The organism is Treponema berlinense, assembly GCF_900167025.1.
GTDB classification, from domain to species: domain Bacteria; phylum Spirochaetota; class Spirochaetia; order Treponematales; family Treponemataceae; genus Treponema_D; species Treponema_D berlinense.
Genome location: NZ_FUXC01000005.1, coordinates 80,283 through 106,238 on the forward strand (window position 1 = coordinate 80,283; position 25,956 = coordinate 106,238).

Genomic DNA, 25,956 nt, shown 5'->3' on the forward strand with positions numbered 1-25,956 from the left:
TTCAAAATAAAATTATTTGCAAATGTATGTTGCAACAGTCTGATAAGAACCTGTTTTTGCAGAAGAAACGCCTATATTAAGTTGAGAAATATTTGTTGGAACAGTAAAGTCCAAAGAAAATGTTCCGTCATCATTTTTCTGCATTTGCGAAAAATTTTTACCACAGATCACTGCTGCAAAATTTTTGCTTGGACAATTAATTTCAAAATGATAGGTTTCACCTTTTTTTAAAGGCATTTCAATCGGACAAATTACTTTTGCATCAAAAGAATTCTGATAAATTCGAGGATAACGAATTTGACTTCCATCTTGGGCATTCACAAAAAATTCTGCACATCCAAGGCCTTGTCTTTCTGTCTTTTTATAATAAAAAATCTGAATTTGATACTTTCCTGCTTCTGGAAATTGAATTACGGTGTTTGAAATATTTCCTTTCGTTTGTGTAAAAGTTGAGTTTTCAATTCTCTTGTTTTTTTCTGTCTGAACTACTGAAAAATCTAAGTAATAGTTCGCTTTTGTTTCATATTCAAATTGAATCGAATTTAAGACGTGATTTGTTTTTTGGGGTAATTCACCATTTTTAATTACGAAATTTTCAGCAACTTCAAAAAATTTGGGCTGAAAGTCTGCAAGTTTTAAAAACTCGGTATTTGAAACAGGCTCTTTTAAAAGCTGTTGTTGTTGTCTTTCTGGCAGATGTGTAAAAATAAAATGTTCTGGTTTTATAAAAAGCCAATCAGTTGTATATTTTTGGACGGATTTTTTTCCGTTCATGTAACCAGAATCCCAAGTGCTATCGATAAAATAATAGGCGTTTTCAATTTTTACCATATTCCATGCATGGTTTGAATCCATATTGTTTTCTGCCATAAGGGAAGTGCCGACTCCACGTGCATAGCCGGAAACCTTTGAATTTTTAAAATTTAAAGTGTCCAAAAATTTCTTCAAAAGATTTGAATATCCCTCACAAACTGCATAGCCGGTTTTTAAAACATTTTCATAATTTTGAGGCGGAACTGTTTCTGCCCAAAAATTCTTAGCATCATATTTTACATTTAAAGCAACGAGGTCATGTGCAATCTTCACTTTTTCAAAATCATCTGTAGAATTTGAATTTATAAATTCGCAACATTTATTTACGTATTCTGCCGGATTAGAAGTTTTTAACTTTGCAATGTTTGTAGGAATTTTCTTTGCCATAGGATGCGGCGTATCTGTTCTAAAAGAATAAGCTTTTTCGTAATCTTCTGGAATTTTATACATTGTTGAAGAAACTTTTTTAATTTTTTGAGTTTCATTATTTTGAATGTTGGAATTTTGACTCTCGAAAAGAGAAGAAATTGCTTCTTGTAAAGAATCAATAGTTGTACAAGAAGAAATAATAAAACTTAATATTACGCAAAAGGTTGTAAAAAGGAATTTTAATTTAGATTTCATAAAAATATTTTAGCATAAATTCTTACAAAATCAATTTAATAGGTAATAAATATTACTTTTAAAAGAGTTCTAAAAAACAAAAATGTCTGCATAATTTTTATCTATGAATGCAAACAAAGCTGATGTTGCACAAGTCTTTGCTCAGAATTTAAAAAAGCATAGAAAAAGAGTTGGACTAACACAAAAGCAACTTTCAGAGCGTCTGGAAATTTCTCAAAAACATCTTTCATTTATTGAAACTGGCGTTCAATTCGCTTCTGCGTCATTGATTGACAGAATCTGTCGGGAACTGAACATTTCCTGCGGAGATTTGTTTGCAAGCGAAAGAGACGTTAACATAAAAGAAGTGAATATGATTTGCGCAATGATGCAGAATATTATGTTTCCTCGGCTGACAACGATTGAATCAAAACTTGAGAATATAGAAAAAAAACTGAACAAAGAACAGAATATCTCATTAGAATAGAAAGAAATTTATTTACGCTTATTTGGAACGGAAATCAAAGTTCCGGGAGCAAACTTTTTATAAAAAACTCAAAAATATTTTGTTTTAATAAACCGGAGCGCAATTTTCTCACAAACCCGCTTTCCGCAGTTCCGCTATACGCTGCATTCGGCAAAGCCGAACGCCTCCGGCGCTGTTCCAATCGGGGCTATGTTTTGTGGCAGACAATGGAGCAGCGGCAATTTGTTGCCGAACCACCCGTGTTTTTGAATTGCTCAAAAATGTCCAGCTTTTGAAACTTACACTACATATATCTTGAATTATTGAAAAATGTAGTGTAAATTATAGTTACACTACAAATAATCAAAATTAACATATTTGTAGTGTAAGTGTGTTTATATGAAATCGGATGTGGTAAAAGCGGTTTTTCAGGATGAACTAGAAAGAAACCAGCGCCTAGTATCTCGTTATGAAAAAGAATTGGAAAATCTCCCTAAAGGGTCTATTTATAAGAGAAAAATAGGTAATCATGAATATTTCTATTTAAATTACAGAGAAGGAAACAAAGTTATTTCTAAATTTTTGGGGAAAAATGAAACGTTTGATTCAGATGAATTGCAGATGCAGTTAGATAAGCGGAATGAATATAAGCAACTCATAAAAAAATTAAAACTCGAACAAAAGGATTTATTAAAGGCATTAAAATGAGAAAAGAGCAGGAAGAGGCTTTTTGGCAGACAATTAAAGCATTTGACGAAATCGGTCTATTACGTCATGTAATGATTATCGGTAGCTGGGCTGAGTATTTATTTCCGCCGTTATTAAAAACAGATTTTATGCCTAATTTAAGAACTCGTGATGTGGATTTCTTTTACAGAAACGTTAATATTCCAAAAGAAAAAATCAATGTTGTACAAAAACTAAAGAATATTGGCTATATTTATGACGAAGTTGATGGAATTTCCAGATTTTATAAAGAAGATCTTCTTGAACTTGAATTTCTTACAAGAGTTCTTGGGGCAGGAACTGATGGAAAGGTGAATATTAAACCTCTTGGAATTACGTGCCATAAATATTCTTTCAGATTTTGCCAGAGAAATTGAGACAACTGCAACAGATGGAGAAAAATATACGCTCATAATTCCAGAACCTTCTGCATATGTGATTCAAAAAATTCTTACAAATCCTAATCGTGAGCCTCAAGAAAAACGGGCAAAAGATATTGTCGCCGTGAAAGAGCTCCTTTATCATATCGAAAAATCCACAGAACACAAAACTAAATTTAGCGAGGTTTATAAAACATTATCCGTAAAGCAATTAAAAATCATAAAACAAGTGTGTGAAGAAAATCAAATTGTTCTCCCTTAATTATAAACTGTATTTATGAATAAAATGCGGAATCTGTCCGGAAAAATCAAATTTTCTACTTGCAATTTTATTTTACAAGGGGTTTGGAATATGCCGGCGACTGAATACGGAAAATATCTTAAGAAGCTCAGGATTGACAAGGACAAGACGCTTGCGGCAATGGCTAAGGATATGGGGATTGCTCCTTCTTATCTTTCTGCGATTGAAAACGGCGAGCGTGTTATTCCTGTGGATTTTACGGAAAAAATTTCTGAAAAGTATTCATTGGATGATACGGCAAAAGATGAGCTCAGGGAGCTTGAACTGAAGACTCCGCGCAATGCGCTTCAACTGGACTTTAAGAAGTCGGGCAGCACGCAAGAACAAAAACGAAAATTCCCGCTGCTAAAATTGTAAGGCGTGTGCCCGATGTTTTTATGACGGTGCTTTCTGTTCTGCTGATGGGCGGAATGGCTTTTGCCCGGTGATAGCAAACTAGACGTTGCCGGGTAAAAAGTTTAGCAGATGGCATTAAAATGAAAAGCCCGTCGGCAATTTGTTGCCGAACCACCCGTGTTTTTGAATTGCTCAAAAATGTTTTAGTCATTAAAATAGAAAAATCTTAAAATGTGCGCTGTTTTTTTGGCGCGAAAGGCATATTTATGGAAAATTCTAAACGAACTGTAACTTGCGGCGAGCTTACTAAGGCTGACGTTGGCAAGAAAGTTGTATTGAACGGTTGGGTCAGCCGAACGCGCGACTTGGGCGGACTTGTTTTTATCCGTTTGCGCGACCGCTATGGAATTACTCAGGTAATGGTTGGCGACAATGCTTCGGACGAAGTTAAAAAAATCGCCGCTTCCTTAAAGTCGGAATATTGTATCGCTGTTGAGGGCGTTGTTGCCGCACGTGCTGAAAAAGACGTGAACAAGGACATGGCGACCGGCGAGATTGAAGTTGAAGCTTGCGACATAGAAATCTTTACAACGTCGCAGGAATTGCCTTTTAGCATTGAAGAAGTCCGCCAGAAGGATGGAACTCTTGTTGTTGCGAACGAAGATTTGCGCCTAAAATACCGCTATCTTGATTTGCGCCGCGAACCTATGCAGCACAACATCATCTTGCGTTCGGCTGTAACTTTTGCCACACGCGAATTTTTGACTTCCAAGGGTTTTTTGGAAATTGAGACTCCTACTTTTATTAAATCAACTCCGGAAGGCGCGCGCGACTACCTTGTTCCGAGCCGTGTTCATCCGGGAAAATTCTATTCTTTGCCGCAGTCGCCGCAGCTTTACAAGCAGCTTCTGATGGTTTCGGGATTTGACAAGTATTTCCAGATTGCGCGCTGTTACCGCGATGAGGATGCCCGCGGAGACCGCCAGCCGGAATTTACCCAGATTGATATGGAAATGAGCTTTACAAACCGCGAGGAAGTTCTGGAAACAACCGAAGAGCTTATGCGCCACATTTTCAAGAAAACCCTGAACTACGAGCTTCCGGTTCATTTTGACAGAATCAGCTGGGACGACGCTTTTGACCTTTACGGAAGCGACAAGCCGGACTTGCGCTTTGACATGAAGATGCAGGATGCGGCTTTTATGGCGGATTTGAGCGACTTTAACGCATTCAAGGCAGGAGGTGCAAACGCAGACAAGAACATCGAGCGCCACAAGAGAAGCGGACTTAAAGCCCTTGTTGTAAAGAACGCCGCGGACAAATATTCAAGAAAGCACATTGAAGCGCTTGAAGCAGTTGCAAAAATCAACCATGCTAAAGGCCTTGCCTGGATGAAGGTTGACGCGGAAGGAAAATTTGAAGGCGGAATCTCAAAGTTCTTCGCCGGAAAAGAAGCGGAAATCTGCTCAAGGCTTGGAGCGGAAAAGAACGACCTTCTTTTGTTTGTAAGCGACGAAAAATGGCAGACAGCGTGCGTTGCGCTCGGAGCGGTCCGCAAGCAGCTTGGAAAAGACCTGAACCTTTACAACCCGAAAGACGAATTCCACTTCGCATGGATTATCGACTTCCCGTACTTTGCATGGAACGAGGAAGAAAACCACTGGGAAACAGAGCACCACATGTTCACGCTTCCGCAGAAAAAATACTGGGACACTTTGGAAAGCGACCCGGGTTCTGTAAAAGGCGACCTTTACGACCTTGTCCTGAACGGCTACGAGCTTGCCTCAGGCTCAATGCGTATCAACGACCCGGCGCTGCAGGAACGCATCTTTGAAATCGTAGGCTACAGCCGCGAGCGCGCAGAAAAAGCGTTCGGATTCTTGGTACAGGCATTCAAGTTCGGCGCGCCACCGCACGGAGGAATCGCCCCGGGCCTCGACCGCCTTATAATGCTCATGTGCCACGAGGAAAGCATCCACGAAGTAATCGCCTTCCCGAAAAACAATTTGGCGGCTTCGCCTATGGACGAGTGTCCGAGTGCAGTTGACGAGCAGCAGCTCAAAGACCTGCACATCAATTGTTACGACGTAGAAAAAGACTAACCAAAAAAATTGAAAGCGGAATTTCTTCTGGGATTTCCGCTTTTTTTTATCACAAAAAATTCAATATTCAGACGAGCTGCACTAAATCATCTTGCAAACATCTTCCACGGCCTGTTCAAGTTTTTCCTTAAGTTCATGCTGGAGAGTTTTTGCGTAGATTTTTTTAAATGAATCATTAATGCTGGCCGGAGAACCAAATTCATCAAAAAGTATAGAAGGACGGACATTCAGGGCATCTGCAATTTTATCGATGGTTTCGGCACTAGGAAAACGTTCCCGGGCTTCCATATCGCCAATATACGCAGTGCTCATTCCTATTTTTTCGGCAAGTTTTTCTTGTGTAAGCCCGGCTTGTTTTCTGTAAAACTTTAGGTTTTGAATAAAAGTATGTCGAATTCCCATATCAACATTTTCCATTGATATTCAGGTTTGTTTTATTCACTAAAACTCATTAAACGTTTAAATATTGTAAAAAATTGTGTTTTGAATAATAATATTATTAGCTAAAACACAGAAAACCTAAAAAATTCAGCACAAATTGGGAGTTTTATGAAAAAAATAATTCTTACATTAACATTAGTATTCTTTTCAGCATTTTGTTTTGCCCAGGAAAAAATTGACTCTGTCGTTTTAAAAGTTGCAAACGATATTTCATCAATATGCAGCACAAAAACAATTCTATGTATTCTGGATTTTAATTCGCCGACACAAGAAATGTCGGAATACATTCAGACTGAGCTTACATCGCAAGTTACAGAAAATGGAATGAAAGTTGTAACCCGCAGCAATATGGGAAAAATAGACAACGAGTTGAATTACCAGCTTTCCGGCCTTATAAGTGATGAAACGGCTCTTTCAATTTGCAAACGTTTGGGTGCAAATGCGATTGTTTTTGGTCAGATTAAAGAATTAGACAACAAATATAATCTTCAGGTTCGGCTTCTGGATGTGGAAACAGCTTCTTATGTTCTTTTTAAAACTTATGAATTCTCACGTTCCTCAAAGTCAGAACAATTGCTTGGACGCGCGGCCAATTACTACAAGACATCAATCGGAATTTGCGCAGAAGTAAACAAAAATTCCATCTCTTATGTTGCGCCTGCAGCAGGAATTTATTTTGACTATTCATTTTTCAGAAAAATTTCTTTGGGCGGAAAAATTATTGTAAGTTACGATGCGTTTGAAAAAGAAAATTCTATTTATTCACTTGAACCATTGGGCGTTCTGAGAGTTTATTTGGTTTCCCCAAGCGGAGAGCCTTCCACAGGATTTTATATTGAAGGATCAGCCGGTGCGGATATTATTTTTTCAAATGAAAATATTCACACGGCTTTTGAAGCTGGCGCAGGATTCGGCTTTAGAAAAGAATTTGATTCTTTTTATATAGAACCAATGGCTCGCTTTGGGTATCCGTACATTTTTGCCGTTGGATTTGGCACAGGATTACGTTTTTAATTTCAAGGAGCAAGTTTTATGAAAAAAGAATTTAATTTTATAAAGAAAATATGCGCATTATTTGCAGCAATTACTATTATTGGAATTGAATTTATTTCCTGCGAGAACCAGTTTTTCAAGAAAGCCGCCGGCATTTATGAAGTCAGCTTTGAATCGAATGGCGGAACAGGAGTTTCAACTGTAAACACAGACAAAATTGTTTTTCAGCCGGCAACAACAAAAAATAACTGCGAATTTCTTGGCTGGTACGAAACTTCTAATTTTGAAGGAAGCGCCGTTTCATTTCCTTATGAACCAAAAAAGAATACTGTTCTTTATGCGCGGTGGAATCAAAAATACACAGTTCACTTTGAATCAAACGGCGGAACATCGGTTTCTGATTTTACAGGGAACGAAATTAAAAGCGGCATAACACCATTTAAAGAAGATTACTCTTTTGCAGGCTGGTATTTGAACGCAGATTTTTCTGGAGAAGCCGTTTCGTTTCCGCTTTCTTTAAATGCCGATATTACACTTTACGCTAAATGGAATAAAAATTATACAGTCAGTTTTAATTCAAACGGAGGAACAGAAATTTCTTCTATTAAAACTGGCGTTCTTCAGGAACTTCCATTCACAGAAAAAGAAAATTATGAATTTGCCGGCTGGTATATTTCTTCCTCTTTAAGCGGAGAAAAAATTGCCGCGCCATACACTGTAACTCAGGATATAACTTTGTATGCAAAATGGCTTCCAACATATCTTGTAACTTTTGAAACAAACGGCGGAAGCGAAATTGCTTCATTTAAGACAAGAACTATAGAAAACGTTCAACAGCCGGAAAAACCAGGATTCACATTTATCGAATGGTACTTGGATTCCAGCTTGAACACAAAAGCAGTTTTCCCGCTGACAATTACAAAAGATACAACGCTCTACGCATTCTACAAACAGAATTTCACCGTAAGATTTGAAGCAAACGGTGGTTCTGCAATAAATCCGGTTTCCTGCTATTTTATAGAAACAAGCCCGGAAACCGCCAAAACCAACAAAACATTTGCCGGCTGGTATTTAGATTCAGAATGTACCGATGAAAATAAAGTGACGTTTCCATTTTATCCAGCAGAAGACGTAACTCTGTTTGCAAAATGGGTTACAGAAATGTACACAATTACCTACAATTCAAACGGAGCTACAGGCGGAAGTGTACCGGAAACAGTGCAGGTTGAAAAAGGCTCTTCTTTTGTGGTAAGCGCAAATACTGGAAATCTTACAAAAACCGGATATGCTTTTACAAAATGGGCAACCAGCACAGACGGCGCAAGCGGACAAACTTACGCGCCTGGTTCCAATCTGACCCCAAGCAGAAATATGACGCTTTACGCCCAGTGGGGAAAAGACTATGCGGCAATGGTAACAGTTCCTGGAGGAAACTTCTATTTAGGCGACCCGAACTACGGCACAAACCGACCAAAAATCACGCTTTCAAGCTTCCAGATTGCACAGTACGAACTGACCTACGAATTATGGCTTGAAGTTTACCGATGGGCAGAAGACAACGGCTACAACATAACAAGAGCAGACAAAGGCTACGCCGCAAACGACGCCTACAAAGATTTTGTTCCTGCCACAAACATAAGCTGGGACATGGCATGCGTATGGCTCAACGCCTACAGCGAATACAAAGGCTACGAACCAGTGTACTACCGCGGAAACGCTGTCTGGAAAGACGACACCAGCACTAACGGCTCATTAAGCTGGTATAAAAGCAAAAACGGCTACCGCCTGCCAACAGAATGTGAATGGGAATTTGCCGCCGGCGGCGGAAGCGAAGCCGAGCATGACAAGTATATTTATGCCGGAAGCAACACAATTGAAGAAGTTGCATGGTATGCCAGCAACAGCGGAAAAGAAGCACATAAAGTTGGAACAAAAAAGGCAAATGTGCTTGGTCTTTATGATATGAGTGGAAATGTTGCAGAATGGTGTTTTGATTTTTACGCAGATTGGGGAACCGGGGAATTGACAAATCCAGTGCATTGGAATGGTAAGTATACACTTTTGAAGTGGGGAAGTTTATATACATCTTCTCAGTACTGTACTATTTTTGATAGAACAACTGATGGTTATTTTTCTGGTTATTCTTATGGTTCTTATTATTATTCTTATGCTTCAACAAAAACTGGATGGATTGGCATACGTCCTGCTCGCAACGCAGACTAAAACGCAAAAAATTTCCGTACCGCAGTTTTGCGGCGCGGAAGTTTTTATATATTTTGAGGAAAATATTATGGAAAAATACACAACTTACGAGAATAAACCTAATAAAAGAGTTTGTATTCATAAGATGCCATGTGATGAAGTTCGAAAACATGGTGGTCTTGGACAAGGCTTATATAAAGAATTTCATACTTTTGAAGAAGCAGAAGACTATGCAAAATCATTAAACTATAAAATTGATTATTGTCAAAAATGTAATAAAAAATGATTTTACGAGGAAAAATACGGATAGGTCAAAATTCGAGTTTTGCAACGACAGGACAGCTCTGCAAAAACCATTGTTTTGCATCGTCAGCAAGTTGGAGCAAAAACGCCGAAATGCTGTAGAAAAACTTGCGGAACATTCCTGCCACGCTCCTTTATGCAATACAATGTAATCAGGCTGTTTTCAGTCATGGCATTTCCCCGTTGTCTTGTCTGTGGTGATTCAAAATTTTACAGGGAATGCCTTTTTGGTAAATTCATCTGAAACTCGAATGATGAGAAGGCATATTTTCAGATTTTCATAAAGCCTAATGGAAAACATCTTGTCGAAAAAGACAACTGGAAAGAAGAATTTCTGGAGGAAATTTTAAGAGGTTACGGATTTTCAAAGCCGGTGCGAAATAAATAATCTTATTTTCTCTTTTTTGATTTTTATTTTGTTGTTAGAATATTTTGTCGGATTTTGTATTTTTATTTTGGCTTTTTGGGAGATATTATGAATAAAATTTTTGGTTTTGCGGCTGTTTTGCTTTGCGGATTGTTTTTTGCAGGTTGCTCGGAAGAGGATTCAAAGGTTTTGGACGATTTGACAGGACCTTCTGATACTTGGTGCACCATGCCTGTAACTTACGCTTCTGAAAACGGCACTTCCAGCACAACGCTGAATGTCAGTTTTTATTATGCTTCTAAAGAAGTTAAACCGAATGGTTCTTCGACAGGATTGCGTTCTGATATTGGATCGATTCCTGAAGGCTCTATTTCTGTTCTTGTAACTCTTGGTTCTGGAACAAATTCTCTTCTTACAGCGCTTACCAAAACTCAATATCTTTTTAAGAGCTTTGGTTCTGTTAAAGAGTTAACTTCTGAGTCCGGCACTTCTTATGAATATTCGAATATGAAACTTTTTTGGAAAGCGATTTATCTTAAAAACCGTGAGGCATTAAGCAAAAACCAAAGTACAAGTATTCCTAAGCAGTTGCAAAAATCTACACAATCTACTTGTTTAAGTGATTTGGAAAACTTTAGCTGGAAAAGGCTTCTTGCGGCTTATCTTTTGAATAGCTTGGAATAGTTTACAAAAAGACTGTTTTTTGTTTGGTTTGAACAGTATTCTTAGCCCAGACTGTAGCCCCGTAGTCTCAGGCTTTTAGCCTGAGATGGAGCTATGCGGAAGGGCGAAAGGCTGGAGGAGTGCGGAAGATGCGCTCCTCTTTTTTTTGCAAAATTACTTTGCTGCCCGGCCGTTTATGATTACGGTTCCGATTGTCGGTGATTTTCCTGTCGGAATTGGAATGTCGCCTGTGCCGTTGAGTCCGTAAAGAATTACGCGGATTGTTACGGTTTCGCCTTTTTCGGCTATTACTGTCGGGTAAGCGCGGTAACTTTTCTTTGTGTTGCGTACCTGGCGGTCGGTGTCGTCGGCTATGTTGCCTTTGTTTCCGTTTTTGAGCCACATTATCTGGCAGGCCATGTTGCTTGTTCCGTGGTTTCCGTAAGAAACTTCAATGTTTGTTATTTCAATTTTTCTGTTTGCTGTAATCGGGAAGTCGATGTAAACTTTGTCGCGTCCTTTGACTGGTTCGCTGTAACCGCCAAAACTGAGCGCGCCTTTTGCAATGTCAGATGTGATTTTGCCTGAATTGTAAGCCCAGTTTCCTTTTGAAGGAATTGCTTTTGAAACGCTTGCAACTGAAGTGTCGTCGCTTTTTCCTTCGAGCGTTGTTGATGCGGCTTCGCTGTTGAGCCAGATTGCCGAGAACGCACCTTCTTCCGGTTTTAAGATTTTAAGTTCTGCTTCGCCTTTTACGCCGTTCTGGTCTTTTGAAGTTGCAATTACTTTGATTACGCAGTCTTCTTTTACAGATTTTGCTGTCAAGTAACCGTTTGGATCGATTTCGGCTGCGTCCGGGTTAGAAACTGACCAGGTGTATTCGTCGTTTGTCGGGTTCTGCGGTGTTAAAACTGCGCTCATCTGCATTGTTTTTTTGCCCTGAAGCTGTTTGCGGTTTTTGTAGGTATTTACCTTGATTGCTGTTACCGGGCGGAATGTCAAACTGTCGTCCGGCAGAATTTCGATTTTTGTGATGTAGGTTTTTGTGTCTGCCGTTATTGAAAGTTCGCTGTTATTTTCGTAAACAACGTAAGATTTTGAAAGAGTTGAGTCGGTTGTGCCGTTGCTAAAATAGTAAGAAACAGGTCCCTGCTTTCCAGCTTTGATAGTTCCTGTTCCGAGATTGTAGCCTGTAACTTTTACAATTGCCTTTGCTGAAAGTGGAATTGTAATTGAATCTCCGGCATTTCCCTCAACGTGAGATTTGCCTTCTTCTTTTGCAAATCCGTTGAGTTTTAGAGCGGAATTGTCTGTTGTGCCGTCAAATGCGTAAACTATTTTTTTGTCCTGTTCGCCTTTTGCAAGTGCGGAAGACTTGTCTTTTGAAACTTTCCAGCCAGATTTTGCGGCAAGTGAATTGAGATCCCATTCTGTGTCGCTGTCTTTTCTGTATTTGTTGCTCAAAATATCAAAATAGCGGTTTACGATTGCATTGCGACCGTTAAATTCGTTTTTAACGTCTGCTTCTGGAATAATGTCGGCGCGATTTTTTGTGTTGAGTTTAAGGCTTTTTGCAGTTTTGCTGTCCATTTTCCAGCCGATTATATTCTGCGGAACTCCAGGAGCGGTCAATGGCTGTTCCAGCCAGATTTCTTTTTCGATTCCGTCTGCCTTTGTGTTGATGTAGGCAATCTGGTTGTAATAGCCTGCTCTCCACGGTGTACGGCCTAAGTATGTTTTTTGACGAGGGTCTGTTATAAGCTTTGAATTGTAGATTACAAGACCTTTGCCTGCTGTAGGACCAATTTGCATGCGAGGTGCTCCGACATAGGCGATTTTTGTAGTGTGTTTTTCGTCGTAAACCGCGTTGATTTCGCATTCTTCAAAAAGGGCTACTTTTCCTGTTGATTCCATCCAGATAAAGTCAGTGTCGCCTTCTACATAGCAGTTGTAGAACCAGGTTTTTCCGGTCGTGCGCAATGTGTCCTGATGAGAAAGGAACGAACAGTTATAAGCTGCAACAAATCCGCTTCCGTCGTAGCCGAGTGTTTCTGCCTGTGTGTTTGAACCTTTTACAGAACCGCGTTCAAAAGTATTCTGAACGGTAAGATTTTCGAGAATAAGGTTTCCAGTTCCTTCAAATTCGATAATGCAGCGTTTTTTTTGTGCGCTGTCTGCGCGTTTGTTAAGACAGATGTCGCCGTCATTTGCTTCGGAAATGATTACGTCTTTTCCGTATTTTTCTGTTGTCTGACCAGACAGTTTGATTGTTGCCGGTCCGTTGTAATAAAGAACTTCTTTGTAAGTTCCCTTTGGCAAGCTGATTGTGTATTCACCGTCGTCTTTTACAGAATCGATTGCCGCCTGAATTGTGTCGAAAGAAGCATCTGCTCCTTTTCCGGAAATTGTTACTTTAGGAGCGGCGTTTGCAGAAAAGAATGCTCCTGCAGTAAGCAATACCGCAGTCAATTTTTTTAACATGAATTCCTCCGTTTTTAAAATTCACTTAAAGTCTGGAATTTTTAAATTTTGTTTTGAATTTGAAAGACAGATTTTTGGCAGTCCGAATAACTGTTTATAAAAATATTCAAAACTGTCAAAAACCCGACAATCGGTTTTCAAAAAAAATTATAATTCCACTTCTAATTTAAACACTTGCGCCGTTTGTGTCATCAGCCTGAGAAGACGCAATTCTTTTTGCAATCTTTCTTTGGTTCAAAACCGCTGCAATAATTGAGAAAACTGCGAGTGCAAAGAAAATAATACAGATTGGGCGGGTAAAAATCTGCATAAAGTTACCGTCGACAATCTGCATATAGCGTCTGATGTTTGATTCTGACATTGGTCCCAAAATAAGGGCAAGGAGAATCGGAGACAGGTTGAATTCATATTTTTGCATAAGGTAACCGATTACGCCCATTGCAATTGCAAAATAAACGTCGAACATACTCTGGTTGATTGAGTAAGAACCAACAAGGGAAAGAACGAGAATACAAGGAATTAAAATGTAACGCTGGATATTGATTACTTTAGAAAAGAGGTTTACGCCTAGCATTCCGATTATAAGGAAAGCAAGGTTTGCCGCTATCAAGGCACCAAAAACTGCGTAAACGACATCGAGATGTTCAACATACATCATCGGTCCCGGCTGGAATCCGTGCATAATAAATGCGCCCATCAAAACCGCCGTGTTAGAGTCTCCAGGAACACCGAGCGCAAGCATTGGAATCATCGCGCCGCCAGAACAACCGTTGTTTGCAGATTCAGCAGCCGCAATTCCTTCAGGTGCTCCGTGTCCGAATTCTTCAGGATGTTTAGAACTTCTTTTTGCTTCGCTGTACGAAACAAATGCCGAAATATCGCCGCCTGCTCCAGGAATTGCACCGATAAAAGTTCCGATTAAACCGCCTTTGAGCATGTGCGGCCAAATTGCCTTAAAGTCTTCTTTGCTTGGAACTACGTTTTTGATTACAGAACGCAGATAATTTCCGATTGCATTGCCGGCTTTGTAAGCGCTTATATTTTTTGGAGCCGGATTGCCTTTTAGAAGATGTTCAAAATTGGCAAGAACCTCGCTGATTGCAAAAAGTCCGATTAAGGCAGGAATAAATGGAATTCCGTCGTAGAATCCAGGAAGATTTATAAAGCGAATGTAACCGCAGGTTTTGTCGATTCCAACGCAGCAGATTAAAAGTCCAAAAATTGCCGTAATCAAGCCTTTTAAAATCGATTTTCCAGAAATTGAAACAATAACGCTCAAACCAAAGAATGCCAGTGCAAAGAATTCTGCCGGTCCAAACCTTAAAGCCATTTTAGAAATTGTCGGAGAAAGAAAAGTCATAATGACTGCGCCGATAATTCCACCGCAGAAAGAAGAAAAAAGCGAAAGTGTTAAAGCTCTCGCGCTCTGACCTTTTTGGCTCATTGGAAAGCCTTCGAGAACCGTTGCCGCGGCAGAAGGAGTTCCCGGAGTGTGAATCAAGATTGCCGAAATTGAACCGCCGTACATTCCGCCGCAGAAAATTCCCAAAAGCATTGCAACGCCAGGAATAAATTCAAGTCCATAAGTAAACGGAACAAGAAGCGCAATTCCCATAGTTGCGGTAAGACCTGGAATACAGCCGATCAAAATTCCGCCGGCCGCACCTAAAAAAGTATATAGTATAGTAGAAAGCGAGAAAACTTGTCCAAATGCTGAAGAAATTAAAGAAAAATCCATCTTTCCACCTCCTAGAATAATCCGTCAAGAAAGCCCATAGGCATTTCAATCTGAAGAAGAAATTTGAATGCGCAGAAAATCACAAGGTCTGCACAGACAGCGACAATCGTCATAGTAAGATAATTTCTCTGTCCAAGAATCAGCATCATTGCAAAAAGCGCGAGCGGCGTGGCAAACAAAAAGCCGATTACGTTCCACAGCAGTGCATAAACGACAATTACCGCAAGGGCAAGAATACATTTTTGCATGTCTTTGTTAAGCGGACTGATTGTAGGAGCTTTTTTGCCGTCATCTTTTTTAAAAATATTTGTAATAAGAAGAATCAGACAGCAGATAAAAAGCGCAATGCAGAGAATACGCGGAAAAAATTCCGGACCGACAGGAACGTTAGTAAATTTTTTGAATGTAAGAGTTTTAAGGAATGCGGCCAAAGAGAAGAGCATTCCAATTATTGCCGAAACAATGTTGGCTATTCTCATGTTTTTGTCTCCAGTAAAAAAAAGGCTATCCAAAGCAGTTCTTGCGGCAAAATCCTCTGCGCAAATATTTTGACAGAAAATCTTACCGCCGGTTCAAACTTTTTGGACAGCCCAAAAATATTTAGTTAGAAGCTAGTTTGTAAGTCCAAGCTGCTTCATTGTAGCGCCAGTGCCTTCGTAGTTGTTTTTAAGGTAAGTTGCAAAAACTTCAGAATCCATGTAAGTAACGTTCTGGTTCAGGTTTTTAGCTGTTTTGATGAAGTTTTCATCTTTCATAGCCTTTGTGAAAGCGTCAAAAAGAACAGCTTTGATTTCTGCAGAAACTCCCTTTGGAAGTCCAATTCCGCGCCAAGTACCAAATTCAACGTCATAACCACATTCTTTCATTGTTGGAATGTTTGGATAAGCTTCTGGACGTTTTGAATCCATAATTGCAAGAACTTTTACGTTTCCAGCGTCGAGCTGAGATTTTACTTCTGCAAGAGAAACAGAAACGGCTTCGATGTGGCCGCCGGCAACAGCAGTTACAGCACCAGCAGCGCCTTCAAAAGGAACGTGTTTTACGTCGATTCCTGCTTCAGAGGCAAAAAGTCCGGCTGCAATGTGCCATACAGAGCCTGGAGCAGAGTTTCCGATATTTACTTTTCCAGGGTGAGCTTTGCAGTAGTCAACAAATTCTGCAAGAGTGTTGTATGGAGCGTCAGCTTTTACAGTGATTGTGGCAGCGTCAGTGTTTACCATAATGAGCGGATCATAAGCTTCGTAAGTAAAATCCTGAAGTCCCTGCCATGGGTTTGAATTCAACTCAAAAGTAATCATACCGAGAGTGTAGCCGTCCGGTTTTGCATCTTTGATTGCGCGAAAACCGATAGAGCCGGCGCCACCAGTTTTATTTTCAACAGTTATTGTCGTTCCAAGATATTTTTCGGCAGTAGAGCAAACAGCGCGAAGAATTGCGTCAGTTCCTCCACCAGCGCCCCATGGACAAATCATAGTAACGCCTTTTTTTGGATAAACGTTGTTTTTTTCTTTACAACCTGCAGCACCAAACAAAAACAATGCTGCTGTTGCAGCAAGCAAAATTTTTTTCATCTGTATATTCCTCCTCAAGAACAAATCAATATTTAGATGACTTTTAAATGATATATGAGGATTTTTTACAAGTCAAAATTTTAATCCGTAACTTTTAGTTATTGAAAAGTCTACTATAAATGCGGACGGAATTTTGCCGTCTAACCAGCTTTCCGCAGTTCCGCTTCTGCTCCATCCGCCAAAGGCGGACGCTACGCGCTGCTACAATCTGGCGTAGGTTTTTCTTTTCAAAAAAATAATAAAACGTTATGTTTGCACAAAAAAGTTCGTTTTTTTTATGTTTTTTTACGGATTAGTGCTAAAATACAGTTATAAGAGTTAAAAAAGTTTTCGAGAGTGTTAACAAAATTCAAAAGCGCTGGAGGAATCGCTCTTTTATGGAATCTTTTGTAACGGTAGAAAACATTTCTGAATCGGATTTTTTAAAGCTTCAAAGCATTGGTTGGGTTCTTGTCAGCGTAGACAACGCCCTGTCCGATAACTTGATTTACAGTTTTAAGAAGGAACGCTAACAGATAAAAAGTTTTAACATAAGCCTGGTTTTGAGTTTTCAAAATCAGGCTTTTTTATGAGCACGTGGGCGGTTAAGCGGAAATTTTATTTTAAAAAATTTTTGTAAGCGATTTGTTTTCTATTGGTAAAAATTTTTCGTTGTGGTAAACTCAAGCCATGCTTAAAGGTCTAAGTTTAATCCAGCCAAACGATTTGACTGTTTCAGAAATTGACGAGATTTGTACTCTCGCCGAACAGATTATTGTTGATCCATCATCTTTTCAGGACGTGTGTCGCGGGAAAATTCTTGCGACACTTTTTTTTGAGCCAAGCACTAGAACGCGCTTGAGTTTTGAAGCGGCCATGCTGCATTTGGGCGGAACTGTCGAAGGTTTTAGCGATGCTTCCAACAGTTCAACTTCAAAAGGCGAAACTTTAGCGGACACGATTCGCGTTGTAAGTTCTTACGTTGATGTAATTGCAATGCGAAGTCCAAAAGAAGGCGCGGCTCTTCTGGCGAGCAAATTTTCAGAATGCCCGATTATCAATGCCGGCGACGGCGGACATTATCATCCGACGCAAACTCTAACCGACCTTGTGACGATCCGTGCGTTAAAAGGCGGTTTTGAAGGACACACAATCGGTTTTTGCGGCGACTTGAAATTTGGACGAACCGTTCATTCTCTGACAGAAGCAATGTGCCGTTACAAAAATGTAAAATTCGTCTTTATAAGCCCGGAAGAATTAAAAATTCCTGACTGGGTTTCTAATTTTTTGGACGAAGCCAATATTCCTTATTCAACCGCAAGCCGTCTGGAAGATGTAATCGGCGATCTTGATATTCTTTACATGACCCGGGTTCAAAAGGAACGCTTTTTTAACGAACAGGATTACCTGCGCTTAAAGGACAGTTATATCCTCGACAAGGCAAAAATGGAGCTTGCCCGAAAAGATATGATTGTTTTGCATCCGCTTCCACGCGTAAACGAAATTTCACCGGAAGTTGACTCTGATCCGCGTGCCGCCTACTTTAAGCAGGTAAAATATGGAATGTATGCGAGAATGGCTCTTATTGCAAAAATTCTGGGGGTTCTGTAATGCTTAATGTTGATACAATCAAAAATGGTCTTGTAATCGACCACATAAAGGCAGGCTGCGGCCCGCAAATTTTTCACTGGCTTGGACTTGATAAGGCAAGTTTTACAAGCGCGCTGATTATGAACGTTCCGAGCAAAAAGGCTGAAAGAAAAGACATTATAAAAATCGACAATATCATCAATATTGATTTTTCGGTTTTGGGTTTTGTGGATCCAAATATTTGCGTTAATATAATAAAAGACGAAAAAATAGTCCGCAAAATTAGAATGGAACTTCCAGACCGTGTAGAAAACGTTATAAAATGCAAAAATCCGCGCTGTATAACAATGACCGAACATTATGTTCCTCAGGTTTTTATTCTTGCTGACAGAAAAAAGGCAACTTACCGCTGCGAATACTGCGACGCTTTCTATACCGCAGGAAAAATCGAATAAGTTTTAACAAGGAAAATAAAATGGACTCCAAAATACTGATTATTTACAATGCAATTTTAGTAGATTCTTCGATAGAAAATCCTGGACTTGTCGTTGTAAAAAACGGCAAAATCTGCGGAGTTTTTCTTGGCGAAGTTAAAAATTCAGAAATGGCTTTTGTTATAGCTAGTTCTGTTTTGCCAGAAATTAAGGGAAGTCCTGTTTTGTTTGACGCAAAAGGACTTGTCTTGATGCCGTCATTTGTTGATATGCACGTGCATTTTCGTTATCCGGGGCAGACTCAAAAAGAAGACCTTGATTCTGGTTTAAGGGCGGCTGTGGCAGGAGGCTTTGGAACAGTTGTTACAATGCCAAATACTGCGCCTGTTGTTTCCAGCGCAAAACTTGCCCGTCAAATAATGAGCGAGGCGTCAGAAAAAAAACTTGCGCGCGTTTTTCAGACTGTAAGCATTACAAAAAATTTTGAAGGCGATGATGTTTCTGAAATTCAAAATCTTTCAGTTGAAGAATTTCCTGTAATCAGCGAAGACGGACGCGAAGTTGCAAATTCTGCTGTTATGCTTGAAGGAATGAAGGCTGCCGGAAAAAAAAGCATAATTGTCAGCTGCCACTGCGAAGATCCTTTCCTGGCTGCTGCTGCAAGACCGTATCGTCAGCGTGCCTTAAAATTTATGGAAAATTACAATATTCCTGCCGGCAAGGTGAATGTAGTAACGCAGAATGTTCCTGATTCCGTAAATTTTGAAATTGACGGCTGTCTGACGGCGGCAAACCAGCTTTTGGCTCTTGCGGAAGATGCGGCGACAGAGCGGAATATCGAAATTGCAAAAATTGCCGGCTGCCATATTCACGTTTGCCACTGTTCCACAGCAATCAGCATGGACGCTGTAAGACGCGCAAAAGCCCTCAGAAAAGAAGGAAAAACTTCAGCAGACTTTGAATGTACTGTCGAAGTAACGCCTCACCATATCGGACTTGTTGGTACTGATTCTCCATATCTTCGTGCGCTCGTAAATCCGCCTCTCAGAAGCGAAGAAGACCGTTCTGCCCTTATTGCCGCAATAAAAGACGGAACTGTCGATGTAATTTCGACAGACCACGCGCCTCATACTCAGCAGGATAAGGCCGCCGGAAGTCCGGGGTTTACCGGACTTGAGACTTCGTTCGCTGTATGCAATACGGTTCTTGTAAAACGCGAAGGTTTAAGTTTGTGCCGCCTGAGCCAGCTTATGTCAGAAAATCCTTCAAAACTTTTAAAGCTCAATTCTGGAAAACTCGCTCCAGGTTACGAAGCAAATCTTGTTCTTGTGGATCCAGATGAGCAGTGGACGGTTTGTTCAGAAAAATTCCAGAGCAAAGGAAAATCAACGCCGTTTGAAGGTCAAAAACTCACCGGACGCGTTCATACGACTTTTTATTTGGGAAATCAGGTTTATTCGCTGGATTAAAAAATTAGAAAAACTGGGGCATGGCTTTTTGTAAAAAATGTTTTTTGCTCCAGTTTTTTTTAGGCATAAAAAAAGCCAGGATGTCTATACACAAGACTGCAAAAAGTGTGCTGCTGGGTTCCCCCTCTGACACGGTGCTTAAAGCAGACTTTGTTAGATCCTGGCAATACAGAGAATCTATCATATCAGAACATAAAAATCAACACGCAGTCTGTTTTATTTTTTATATCAATATAGCAAAAATTTTTCTGTTAAAAACTTAGTTTTAATATTCATATTTTTTAGAATTTTTTTATATTTTCTTAAAAAAGTGATATAATTTAATAATCTTAAGACTTATTTAAGGAGTACACGTATGAAGAAAACAATTCTTGCAGCCCTCATGGCTGGTTCATTTATTGCAAGTGCTTTTTCCGCAACTGTAATAAAGTTAGGTTACTCGACAGGTTCATCTGATCCTCGCGCTGTAGCTTCAAAGTTGTTTAAGGAAGAGGTTGAAAAAAATTCTAAAGGGAGCATTACTGTTGAACTTTATGACAGTTCAAGACTTCCAACAATTGGAATGAAGGCTTCGGACACAAACCTTATAGAAAGCATTATCAACAGAGGGCCTGTTGATATGACAGTATCAAGCGCAGGAAACTTCGGTATTTATGCTACAAACGTAGGTGTTTCTGCTTTGCCGTTCCTTTTTACAGATTTTGACAAAGCGTGGAAATTCATGGACAGCGATATTGTAAAAGGCGTTAATAAAGAACTTGAATCATCTAACATTGTAGTTCTTGCTCATTATGACAACGGTTTCCGCTGTGTTACAACAACAAGCCGCCAAGTAACAAAAGTTGCAGACATGAAAGGCCTTAAAATCAGAACTCCTGCAAACCAGATTGTAATGGAAACAATGACAGCTTTGGGTGCTCGTCCGGAACCTCTTGATTTTGGAAAATTGCCGGCCGCATTAAAAGCAGGTCAGTTTGATTCTCAGGAAAACCCGATTCCTGTAATTTACAACAACAAGCTTTATCAGGTTCAGAAATATCTTGCAATTACAAACCACAGTTACGATGCAATGCCTCTCGTAATCAAAAAAGATGTCTGGAACAAGCTTTCTGCTGCTGAAAAGAAAGTTGTTCAGGATGCGGCAATCAAAGCACAGAACCTTAACAGAACTCTTGTAAAAGATCAGACAAACAGCCTTGTTGCAAGCCTTAAAAAAGAAGGAATGGTTGTAACAAGACCAGACCTTGGCGAATTCAAAAAGGCTACACAGAGCGTATTTGAAATCTTCTCTGAAATTTACGGAAAAGACCTTATGGACAAGGTTATTGCATTTACAAAATAAAACAAATGCAATAATTTAAAAAAAAAGGGGCTGTCCAAAAAGAAATGGGCAGCCCTAATTATTTTAAATTTACAAGAGAATTCAAATCTGCTAAAATTTAAATATGAGCAGAGGCGTAAGCGATAAAATCACATACAAACCATATAACCAGGGCGGGCAGTGGCTCCTGCCACCAAGTCTGGACAACTGGTTCCGCAAAATCATTTTGTAAGAATTGTCAGTAAAACAGTAGATGAACTCGAAATTGAAGAAGTATTTGCACGAAACACAAAAGGCGGCGGAGCAAGCAGATACAATCCGGTCATGCTGCTTAAGGTTATGTCAGCCTTGAAAAATATTTCGTTGACGGAACAAAAATTGAAAGTGCCGCAAATAAATACACATTCGTCTGGAAAAGAGAAATACGAGAAGGCTAACGCCACTTTTAATGACAGAAACAGCTACTCAAAAACAGACGAAGACGCAACTTTCATGCGGATGAAGGAAGACCACATGCTCAATGGTCAGCTCAAACCGGGCTATAATATTCAGGTTGGAACTGAAAACAATTTTGTAATAGGATATGACGTATTTCCAAATCCTACGGACACAAGGACATTTATTCCTCATCTTGAAAATGTTCAGAAACGTCTTGGATGTAAGTTTAAGTTTGCAATTGCGGATGCTGGCTATGGAAGCGAAGAGAATTACGATTATCTGGAAGAAAATGAAATCACAGGAATCGTAAAGTACACAACTTATGAAAAAGAAACAAAAAGGAGTTTCAAGAAAAAGACATTCAACACTGAAAACTGGAAATACGATGCTGAACAGAAAGAATATACCTGCCCCTGCGGAAATCCAGTTCCTTACAGAAAGACGGTGACTAAGAAAAATAAATCCGGATATTTACAGACTTACGAAGTTTACCAGTGTGAAAACTGCGAAGGCTGTCCGTTCAGAGAGTTATGTACAAAATCTGAATATGGCAGAGTGATTCAAAGAAACGGGCACTGGCTTGAACAGAAAGCAAAAGTAAAAGAACTTCTTTCCAGTGAAGAATATAAAACTCTCATGAAAAAGCGCTCCACTGAATGTGAGACTGTCTTTGGACAGACAAAAGGCAATTTAAAATTCAGGCGATTTCATCTTCGGGGAAAAGAAAAAGTTGGAATTGAATGGGGATTATTGATGCTGGGATATGATTTCAAGCAGCTGATTCGATTAATGAACACCTAAGAAAAAAAACAATAAACAAAAATCTACAAAATTCATTTAACATAAAAAAGGCCGCCCTTTTTGAAGTCTGTTAATAACTTCTAGGACAGCCCCTTTTTTTTGCTGTTTATGATTGACTTAAACCTTGAACTGTCCGAGCTGTCTGCTCATAGTTCCAATGTTTTCTTTTGTGCTTTCTGCAAGGGTAGAAACGTTTTGTGTGGCTTCGCCAATCTGCTGCATTCCGACTGTCATTTCGTCCATGCTGCCGAGGATTGTCGTTGAGATTTGAGAAACATTGTTCATGTCTCTTAAAACGTTTGCAATTCCGCCCTTCATATCGTCTGCTTTTTTGTTTACTTCGCCAGACTGGTCGCGCATTCTTGCCAAAAACTCGAATATCTGTTTTGAAGCAGTCTGCTGTTCTCCCATTGCACCGTCAATTTCTTGAATTATCGAATCCGTTGAATTCAATTTTGAAACAATCGCTTCAAATGCCGTGCTTGATTCGTGAGAAAGTTCAACAACTTCCTGGATTGAATTGGAAATTCCCTTTAATTCGGAAGAAATTGTCTTTGTCTGTGCGCTTGAAGTTTCTGCCAGTTTTCTGATTTCTTCTGCAACAACGCTAAAGCCTTTTCCTGCTTCTCCTGCGTGCGCTGCTTCGATTGCGGCGTTCATTGCAAGCAAGTTTGTTTCTGAGGCAATTTGAGAAATAATTCTGTTTGCCTGAATCAAAGTTTTTGATTGCTCTGCAATCTGAGTGACTTTTTTGTCAACGCTTGTAAGTTTTGAACTTCCGTTGCCGACTGTCGTTGAGAGCTCTGCAAAACTGTCTGCCATTTTTCCTGCGGAAGTTGTTACCGTCGAAATATTTCCGAGCATTTCTTCAATTGCGGCAGATGACTGTGCAATTCCGGCTGCCTGGCTTTCAATCAGTTCCGAAAGCTTGTCGACTGTTTTCGAAGATGAATCCAAAACCGAAGATGTGTTTATAACAGAATCGGCCTGGTTTTTTGACTGTTTCCGTACGCTTTCAATATTTGCAAGAATTTCCGATGCGGCAGAAGCAGAACCCTGGGCGCTTTGTTCAAGGCTTTCGCTTGCCTCGTTAAGCGCGTTTTGAGAAAGATTCAAATCCTGAATTATTTTCTGGAGCATTTCGACAAATTTGTTTACATCCGAAGCAAGTCCAGAGAATTCATCATTTCCTTTAACAGGAATTCTTACTGTCAAATCGGCATCTCCGGAAGAAAGATTTCCGACTGCTTTTCTGATTTTTTCGAGAGGATTTATCATTTTTTTGTAAATTGCAAATGAAAGGACTACAAGAAGAAGCGCTGAGAATAAAACAATTGCGCCGATTAACGAGCGGAAGATTGAGCCTGAAAGACTCTTTGCAATATCCAGAGTTTTTCCGATAAAGAGAGTGGTTAAAAAGTTTCCGTCATTGTCATAAAACGGAAAGTAATAAGAAATGTAGCGATGGCCGTTAAAAACTGAGTGCAAGGTAACTGTCTGGCCGCTTTTTACGGTTTCAAACACTTCGGCATCATCAAGTGTTGTTCCTGCCATTTCGCCCAGAGAAGTTACGTACTGGGTATTTCCGTCAAAAATTGTAAAATCGCAGTCGCTGTAAGAAGCAGCCTCTTTAACGACATCTTCGGTCGAAACCGGAGTTCTTATTTCAACAGCGCCAAAAATCTTATCTTTTGATTTTAAAGGAAGAATAACGGTTGCATAAATGTCCGCTCCGTCTTTTTCGAATTTTGTAACTTCTTTTCCATTTAAAACTTCGCGGATAATGGAGGTTTTTGGTACGACACCGTACTTTGGACTGGAAACCTGCATTCCAAAACTGTTAAAAAATACAATGTTTTTTGCGCCGTAATATTCTCTTGCGCCAATGGCAAAACTGTTCATGATTGTTCTGTCAAAACCGTATTCTGGATATATTGTTGCATACGCGAGCTGGATATTTGCAGCTGTTGACTGTGCCTGTTCCAAAGTTTTGTTCATTTCTTTGGTAAGAGTTTTTGACTGATTTTCGATTTCGCTGGCAAAATAAGAAACAATTCCGCTCGAAAGCCGGTTGTTTACTACAAAGACTACGATGGTTGCGTAAAGGACAATCCCGATTGCAAGCAGGACTGTGATAAATTTTGCAGCAGATTTTTGTTTTATTGTGTTTTTCATAATAGAAAGCCTCATAAGAATATTATAACTTGTCTAAGCTTTATTCGCAAAGTCAAACTGAGTTCTTTTTTTTATTTGTGAAATTTATCGACTTACAACATTTAATTATTGACTTTTGCTTTTTTTGCAAAAAAAGTAGTTTTTTTATGCTTCTATTTGCAATTATCCAAGGTGCTGATATATAATTACAGAATGTATTTTAGGCAAATGCTTGAACCGCCTCCTGCGCTTGTAAAAAATGGACACGCGCTTTTCGGAACTTTTGCGGGGCATGTTTCTCAACTAGACATTCGTGGATTGCACTCGCCGTTCGGTGGAGTTCCTCTTCCTGTATTCATTTCAAATTTCCGTATAAAAAGCTCACTTCTTTTTAATTTTAATGCCGGGTCTTATCAGGGACTGATCAGTTTTTTTGACAATAAAATGTTTGGTCTTGTAGAAATTGACTTATGGAATAAAGAAAACGGCCGCAAATATGTTTACAGAAATTTGATGGGACCAAGACACCGTTTTATTCCTCATAATCTTGAACAGGGATTTTGCGCAAGTTTTAATCCGCGTCGTTATGTACGGATCAGCTGGGATCACAAACGCGATAGAATTTCGATAATATTCAACCTAAAGGGAACTTCTGGAAGTCCTTCTGTCCAGGCGGCTTTGACCGGGCATTTTTCTGACCCTGCCTCTAACGAAGTTACTCAGTGCGTTCCTTTAAAATCCAGGCGGCGCTGCTGCGCAACTTATGTAACTTCGCAAAAATTGCGTGGAACCCTTACAATCGGCAAGACAAAAAAATCTGCCGGACAGGTTATAAATGTAGAAAACGAAACTTCTGTTTTTTCGATAAAACGCGCGTATTACGGTTACAGAACTCAGGAACAAAAAATTTTTGCTTCCGGAGATTTTAAAGGAAGAAGCATTTCTTTTGTGTTGAATAATTCTTTGGACTCTGTTTCTCTTCAGGAAGCTGTAAATCAGAATGTTTTGATGGTCGATGGAAACTGCACGACTCTTCCGCCTGTAAAAATGACACAGCCTTTTGGTGTAAACAAAAAGTGGATAATTCAAGACACAGAAAACATGGTTGACTTGACTTTTGTTCCTGTTTCTAGAATTTACCGGGAACTGAGCCTTTTTGCTTTTAAAATCGTAGTTTTAAACCTTTATGGAAAATTTGAAGGTGTTTTTAAGACAAAAGACGGAGAAGATATAACTGTAAGCGGTTTTGGCGGACTCGCCAGAGAGCAGTTGTTGAGGGTTTGA

24 protein-coding genes and 1 other RNA gene are annotated in these 25,956 nt (G+C 39.6%); 17 read left to right on the plus strand and 8 right to left on the minus strand.

The genetic code is table 11. The features are described from left to right. Window positions 1–12 precede the first annotated feature (12 nt). Entirely contained in the window at window positions 13–1,437 is a 1,425-nt protein-coding gene (locus B5D47_RS05590) for a transglutaminase domain-containing protein (protein WP_078930856.1), read from the minus strand. Window positions 1,438–1,540: 103 nt separating this feature from the next. Between B5D47_RS05590 and B5D47_RS05595 the strand changes: the two genes are divergently transcribed. From B5D47_RS05595 to aspS, 6 genes are all read left to right on the plus strand, one after another. Beyond that, window positions 1,541–1,903, plus strand: a complete 363-nt coding sequence (locus B5D47_RS05595; protein ID WP_078930857.1) for a helix-turn-helix domain-containing protein — start codon at window positions 1,541–1,543, stop codon at window positions 1,901–1,903. A gap of 378 nt (window positions 1,904–2,281) precedes the next feature. Then, window positions 2,282–2,590 carry a DUF6788 family protein gene (locus B5D47_RS05600; RefSeq protein ID WP_078930858.1) on the plus strand — a complete coding sequence of 103 codons (309 nt, stop codon included), beginning with the start codon at window positions 2,282–2,284 and terminating at the stop codon, window positions 2,588–2,590. Continuing rightward, window positions 2,587–2,985 carry a nucleotidyltransferase family protein gene (locus B5D47_RS05605; protein ID WP_078930859.1) on the plus strand — a complete coding sequence of 133 codons (399 nt, stop codon included), beginning with the start codon at window positions 2,587–2,589 and terminating at the stop codon, window positions 2,983–2,985. Before B5D47_RS05600 ends, B5D47_RS05605 begins: the two co-directional genes overlap by 4 nt. Continuing rightward, on the plus strand, window positions 2,936–3,250 hold the full coding sequence (locus tag B5D47_RS05610; protein ID WP_078930860.1) for a nucleotidyltransferase family protein: 315 nt from the start codon (window positions 2,936–2,938) through the stop codon (window positions 3,248–3,250). Before B5D47_RS05605 ends, B5D47_RS05610 begins: the two co-directional genes overlap by 50 nt. Window positions 3,251–3,340: 90 nt before the next feature. Next, window positions 3,341–3,646 carry a helix-turn-helix domain-containing protein gene (locus B5D47_RS05615; RefSeq protein ID WP_159443498.1) on the plus strand — a complete coding sequence of 102 codons (306 nt, stop codon included), beginning with the start codon at window positions 3,341–3,343 and terminating at the stop codon, window positions 3,644–3,646. A gap of 245 nt (window positions 3,647–3,891) precedes the next feature. Beyond that, on the plus strand, window positions 3,892–5,727 hold the full coding sequence (aspS, locus tag B5D47_RS05620) for an aspartate--tRNA ligase (protein WP_078930862.1): 1,836 nt from the start codon (window positions 3,892–3,894) through the stop codon (window positions 5,725–5,727). Window positions 5,728–5,808: 81 nt separating this feature from the next. Here the strand turns inward: aspS and B5D47_RS05625 are convergent, their stop codons facing one another. Further along, complete coding sequence (locus B5D47_RS05625; RefSeq protein ID WP_143592613.1) at window positions 5,809–6,129, minus strand: helix-turn-helix domain-containing protein; 321 nt, start codon at window positions 6,127–6,129, stop codon at window positions 5,809–5,811. 147 nt (window positions 6,130–6,276) lie between these two features. Between B5D47_RS05625 and B5D47_RS05630 the strand changes: the two genes are divergently transcribed. The 4 genes from B5D47_RS05630 to B5D47_RS05645 all read left to right on the plus strand — a co-directional run bounded on the left by B5D47_RS05630 (window position 6,277) and on the right by B5D47_RS05645 (window position 10,717). After that, window positions 6,277–7,182, plus strand: a complete 906-nt coding sequence (locus B5D47_RS05630; RefSeq protein ID WP_078930864.1) for a CsgG/HfaB family protein — start codon at window positions 6,277–6,279, stop codon at window positions 7,180–7,182. 18 nt (window positions 7,183–7,200) lie between these two features. Continuing rightward, complete coding sequence (locus B5D47_RS05635; RefSeq protein WP_078930865.1) at window positions 7,201–9,384, plus strand: InlB B-repeat-containing protein; 2,184 nt, start codon at window positions 7,201–7,203, stop codon at window positions 9,382–9,384. A 67-nt stretch (window positions 9,385–9,451) separates the two neighbouring features. Then, entirely contained in the window at window positions 9,452–9,649 is a 198-nt protein-coding gene (locus B5D47_RS05640) for a hypothetical protein (RefSeq protein ID WP_078930866.1), read from the plus strand. Window positions 9,650–10,141: 492 nt separating this feature from the next. Continuing rightward, on the plus strand, window positions 10,142–10,717 hold the full coding sequence (locus tag B5D47_RS05645; RefSeq protein ID WP_078930867.1) for a hypothetical protein: 576 nt from the start codon (window positions 10,142–10,144) through the stop codon (window positions 10,715–10,717). Window positions 10,718–10,870: 153 nt separating this feature from the next. On the opposite strand, the gene B5D47_RS05650 is transcribed toward B5D47_RS05645, so the two are convergent. The 4 genes from B5D47_RS05650 to B5D47_RS05665 all read right to left on the minus strand — a co-directional run bounded on the left by B5D47_RS05650 (window position 10,871) and on the right by B5D47_RS05665 (window position 16,486). Continuing rightward, window positions 10,871–13,177 (minus strand): pectinesterase family protein, encoded by a 2,307-nt coding sequence (locus B5D47_RS05650; protein WP_078930868.1) that lies wholly within the window; start codon window positions 13,175–13,177, stop codon window positions 10,871–10,873. A gap of 166 nt (window positions 13,178–13,343) precedes the next feature. Then, a complete protein-coding gene (locus B5D47_RS05655; protein WP_078930869.1) occupies window positions 13,344–14,915 on the minus strand; it encodes a tripartite tricarboxylate transporter permease in 1,572 nt (523 codons plus the stop codon). A gap of 11 nt (window positions 14,916–14,926) precedes the next feature. Then, window positions 14,927–15,394 carry a tripartite tricarboxylate transporter TctB family protein gene (locus tag B5D47_RS05660; RefSeq protein ID WP_143592614.1) on the minus strand — a complete coding sequence of 156 codons (468 nt, stop codon included), beginning with the start codon at window positions 15,392–15,394 and terminating at the stop codon, window positions 14,927–14,929. A gap of 132 nt (window positions 15,395–15,526) precedes the next feature. Further along, window positions 15,527–16,486, minus strand: coding sequence for a tripartite tricarboxylate transporter substrate binding protein (locus tag B5D47_RS05665; RefSeq protein WP_078930871.1), 960 nt, complete (start codon window positions 16,484–16,486; stop codon window positions 15,527–15,529). A 377-nt stretch (window positions 16,487–16,863) separates the two neighbouring features. Between B5D47_RS05665 and B5D47_RS11780 the strand changes: the two genes are divergently transcribed. The 4 genes from B5D47_RS11780 (at window position 16,864) to B5D47_RS05680 (ending at window position 19,958) form a co-directional block, all read left to right on the plus strand. Next, a complete protein-coding gene (locus B5D47_RS11780) occupies window positions 16,864–16,998 on the plus strand; it encodes a hypothetical protein (protein ID WP_268811069.1) in 135 nt (44 codons plus the stop codon). A gap of 157 nt (window positions 16,999–17,155) precedes the next feature. Continuing rightward, a complete protein-coding gene (pyrB, locus tag B5D47_RS05670) occupies window positions 17,156–18,076 on the plus strand; it encodes an aspartate carbamoyltransferase (RefSeq protein WP_078930872.1) in 921 nt (306 codons plus the stop codon). Beyond that, entirely contained in the window at window positions 18,076–18,510 is a 435-nt protein-coding gene (locus tag B5D47_RS05675) for an aspartate carbamoyltransferase regulatory subunit (RefSeq protein ID WP_078930873.1), read from the plus strand. The genes pyrB and B5D47_RS05675 overlap by 1 nt, the downstream gene beginning before the upstream one ends. A gap of 20 nt (window positions 18,511–18,530) precedes the next feature. Then, window positions 18,531–19,958 carry a dihydroorotase gene (locus B5D47_RS05680; RefSeq protein WP_078930874.1) on the plus strand — a complete coding sequence of 476 codons (1,428 nt, stop codon included), beginning with the start codon at window positions 18,531–18,533 and terminating at the stop codon, window positions 19,956–19,958. Between the two features lie 70 nt (window positions 19,959–20,028). Here the strand turns inward: B5D47_RS05680 and ffs are convergent. After that, window positions 20,029–20,124, minus strand: an RNA gene (gene ffs / locus B5D47_RS05685) — signal recognition particle sRNA small type. A gap of 189 nt (window positions 20,125–20,313) precedes the next feature. On the opposite strand from ffs, the gene B5D47_RS05690 reads away from it, so the two are divergent. Together B5D47_RS05690 and B5D47_RS05695 are read left to right on the plus strand one after the other, a co-directional pair. Further along, entirely contained in the window at window positions 20,314–21,300 is a 987-nt protein-coding gene (locus B5D47_RS05690; protein WP_078930875.1) for a TRAP transporter substrate-binding protein, read from the plus strand. Between the two features lie 159 nt (window positions 21,301–21,459). Then, a complete protein-coding gene (locus tag B5D47_RS05695) occupies window positions 21,460–22,518 on the plus strand; it encodes a transposase (protein ID WP_078930876.1) in 1,059 nt (352 codons plus the stop codon). Between the two features lie 117 nt (window positions 22,519–22,635). Here the strand turns inward: B5D47_RS05695 and B5D47_RS05700 are convergent, their stop codons facing one another. Beyond that, window positions 22,636–24,708: a methyl-accepting chemotaxis protein gene (locus tag B5D47_RS05700; protein WP_078930877.1), complete on the minus strand. Its 2,073-nt coding sequence runs from the start codon at window positions 24,706–24,708 to the stop codon at window positions 22,636–22,638. Window positions 24,709–24,885: 177 nt separating this feature from the next. On the opposite strand from B5D47_RS05700, the gene B5D47_RS05705 reads away from it, so the two are divergent. Then, the gene (locus B5D47_RS05705; protein WP_078930878.1) at window positions 24,886–25,956 is read left to right on the plus strand and encodes a DUF2804 family protein; all 1,071 of its coding nucleotides are present in this window, start codon (window positions 24,886–24,888) and stop codon (window positions 25,954–25,956) included.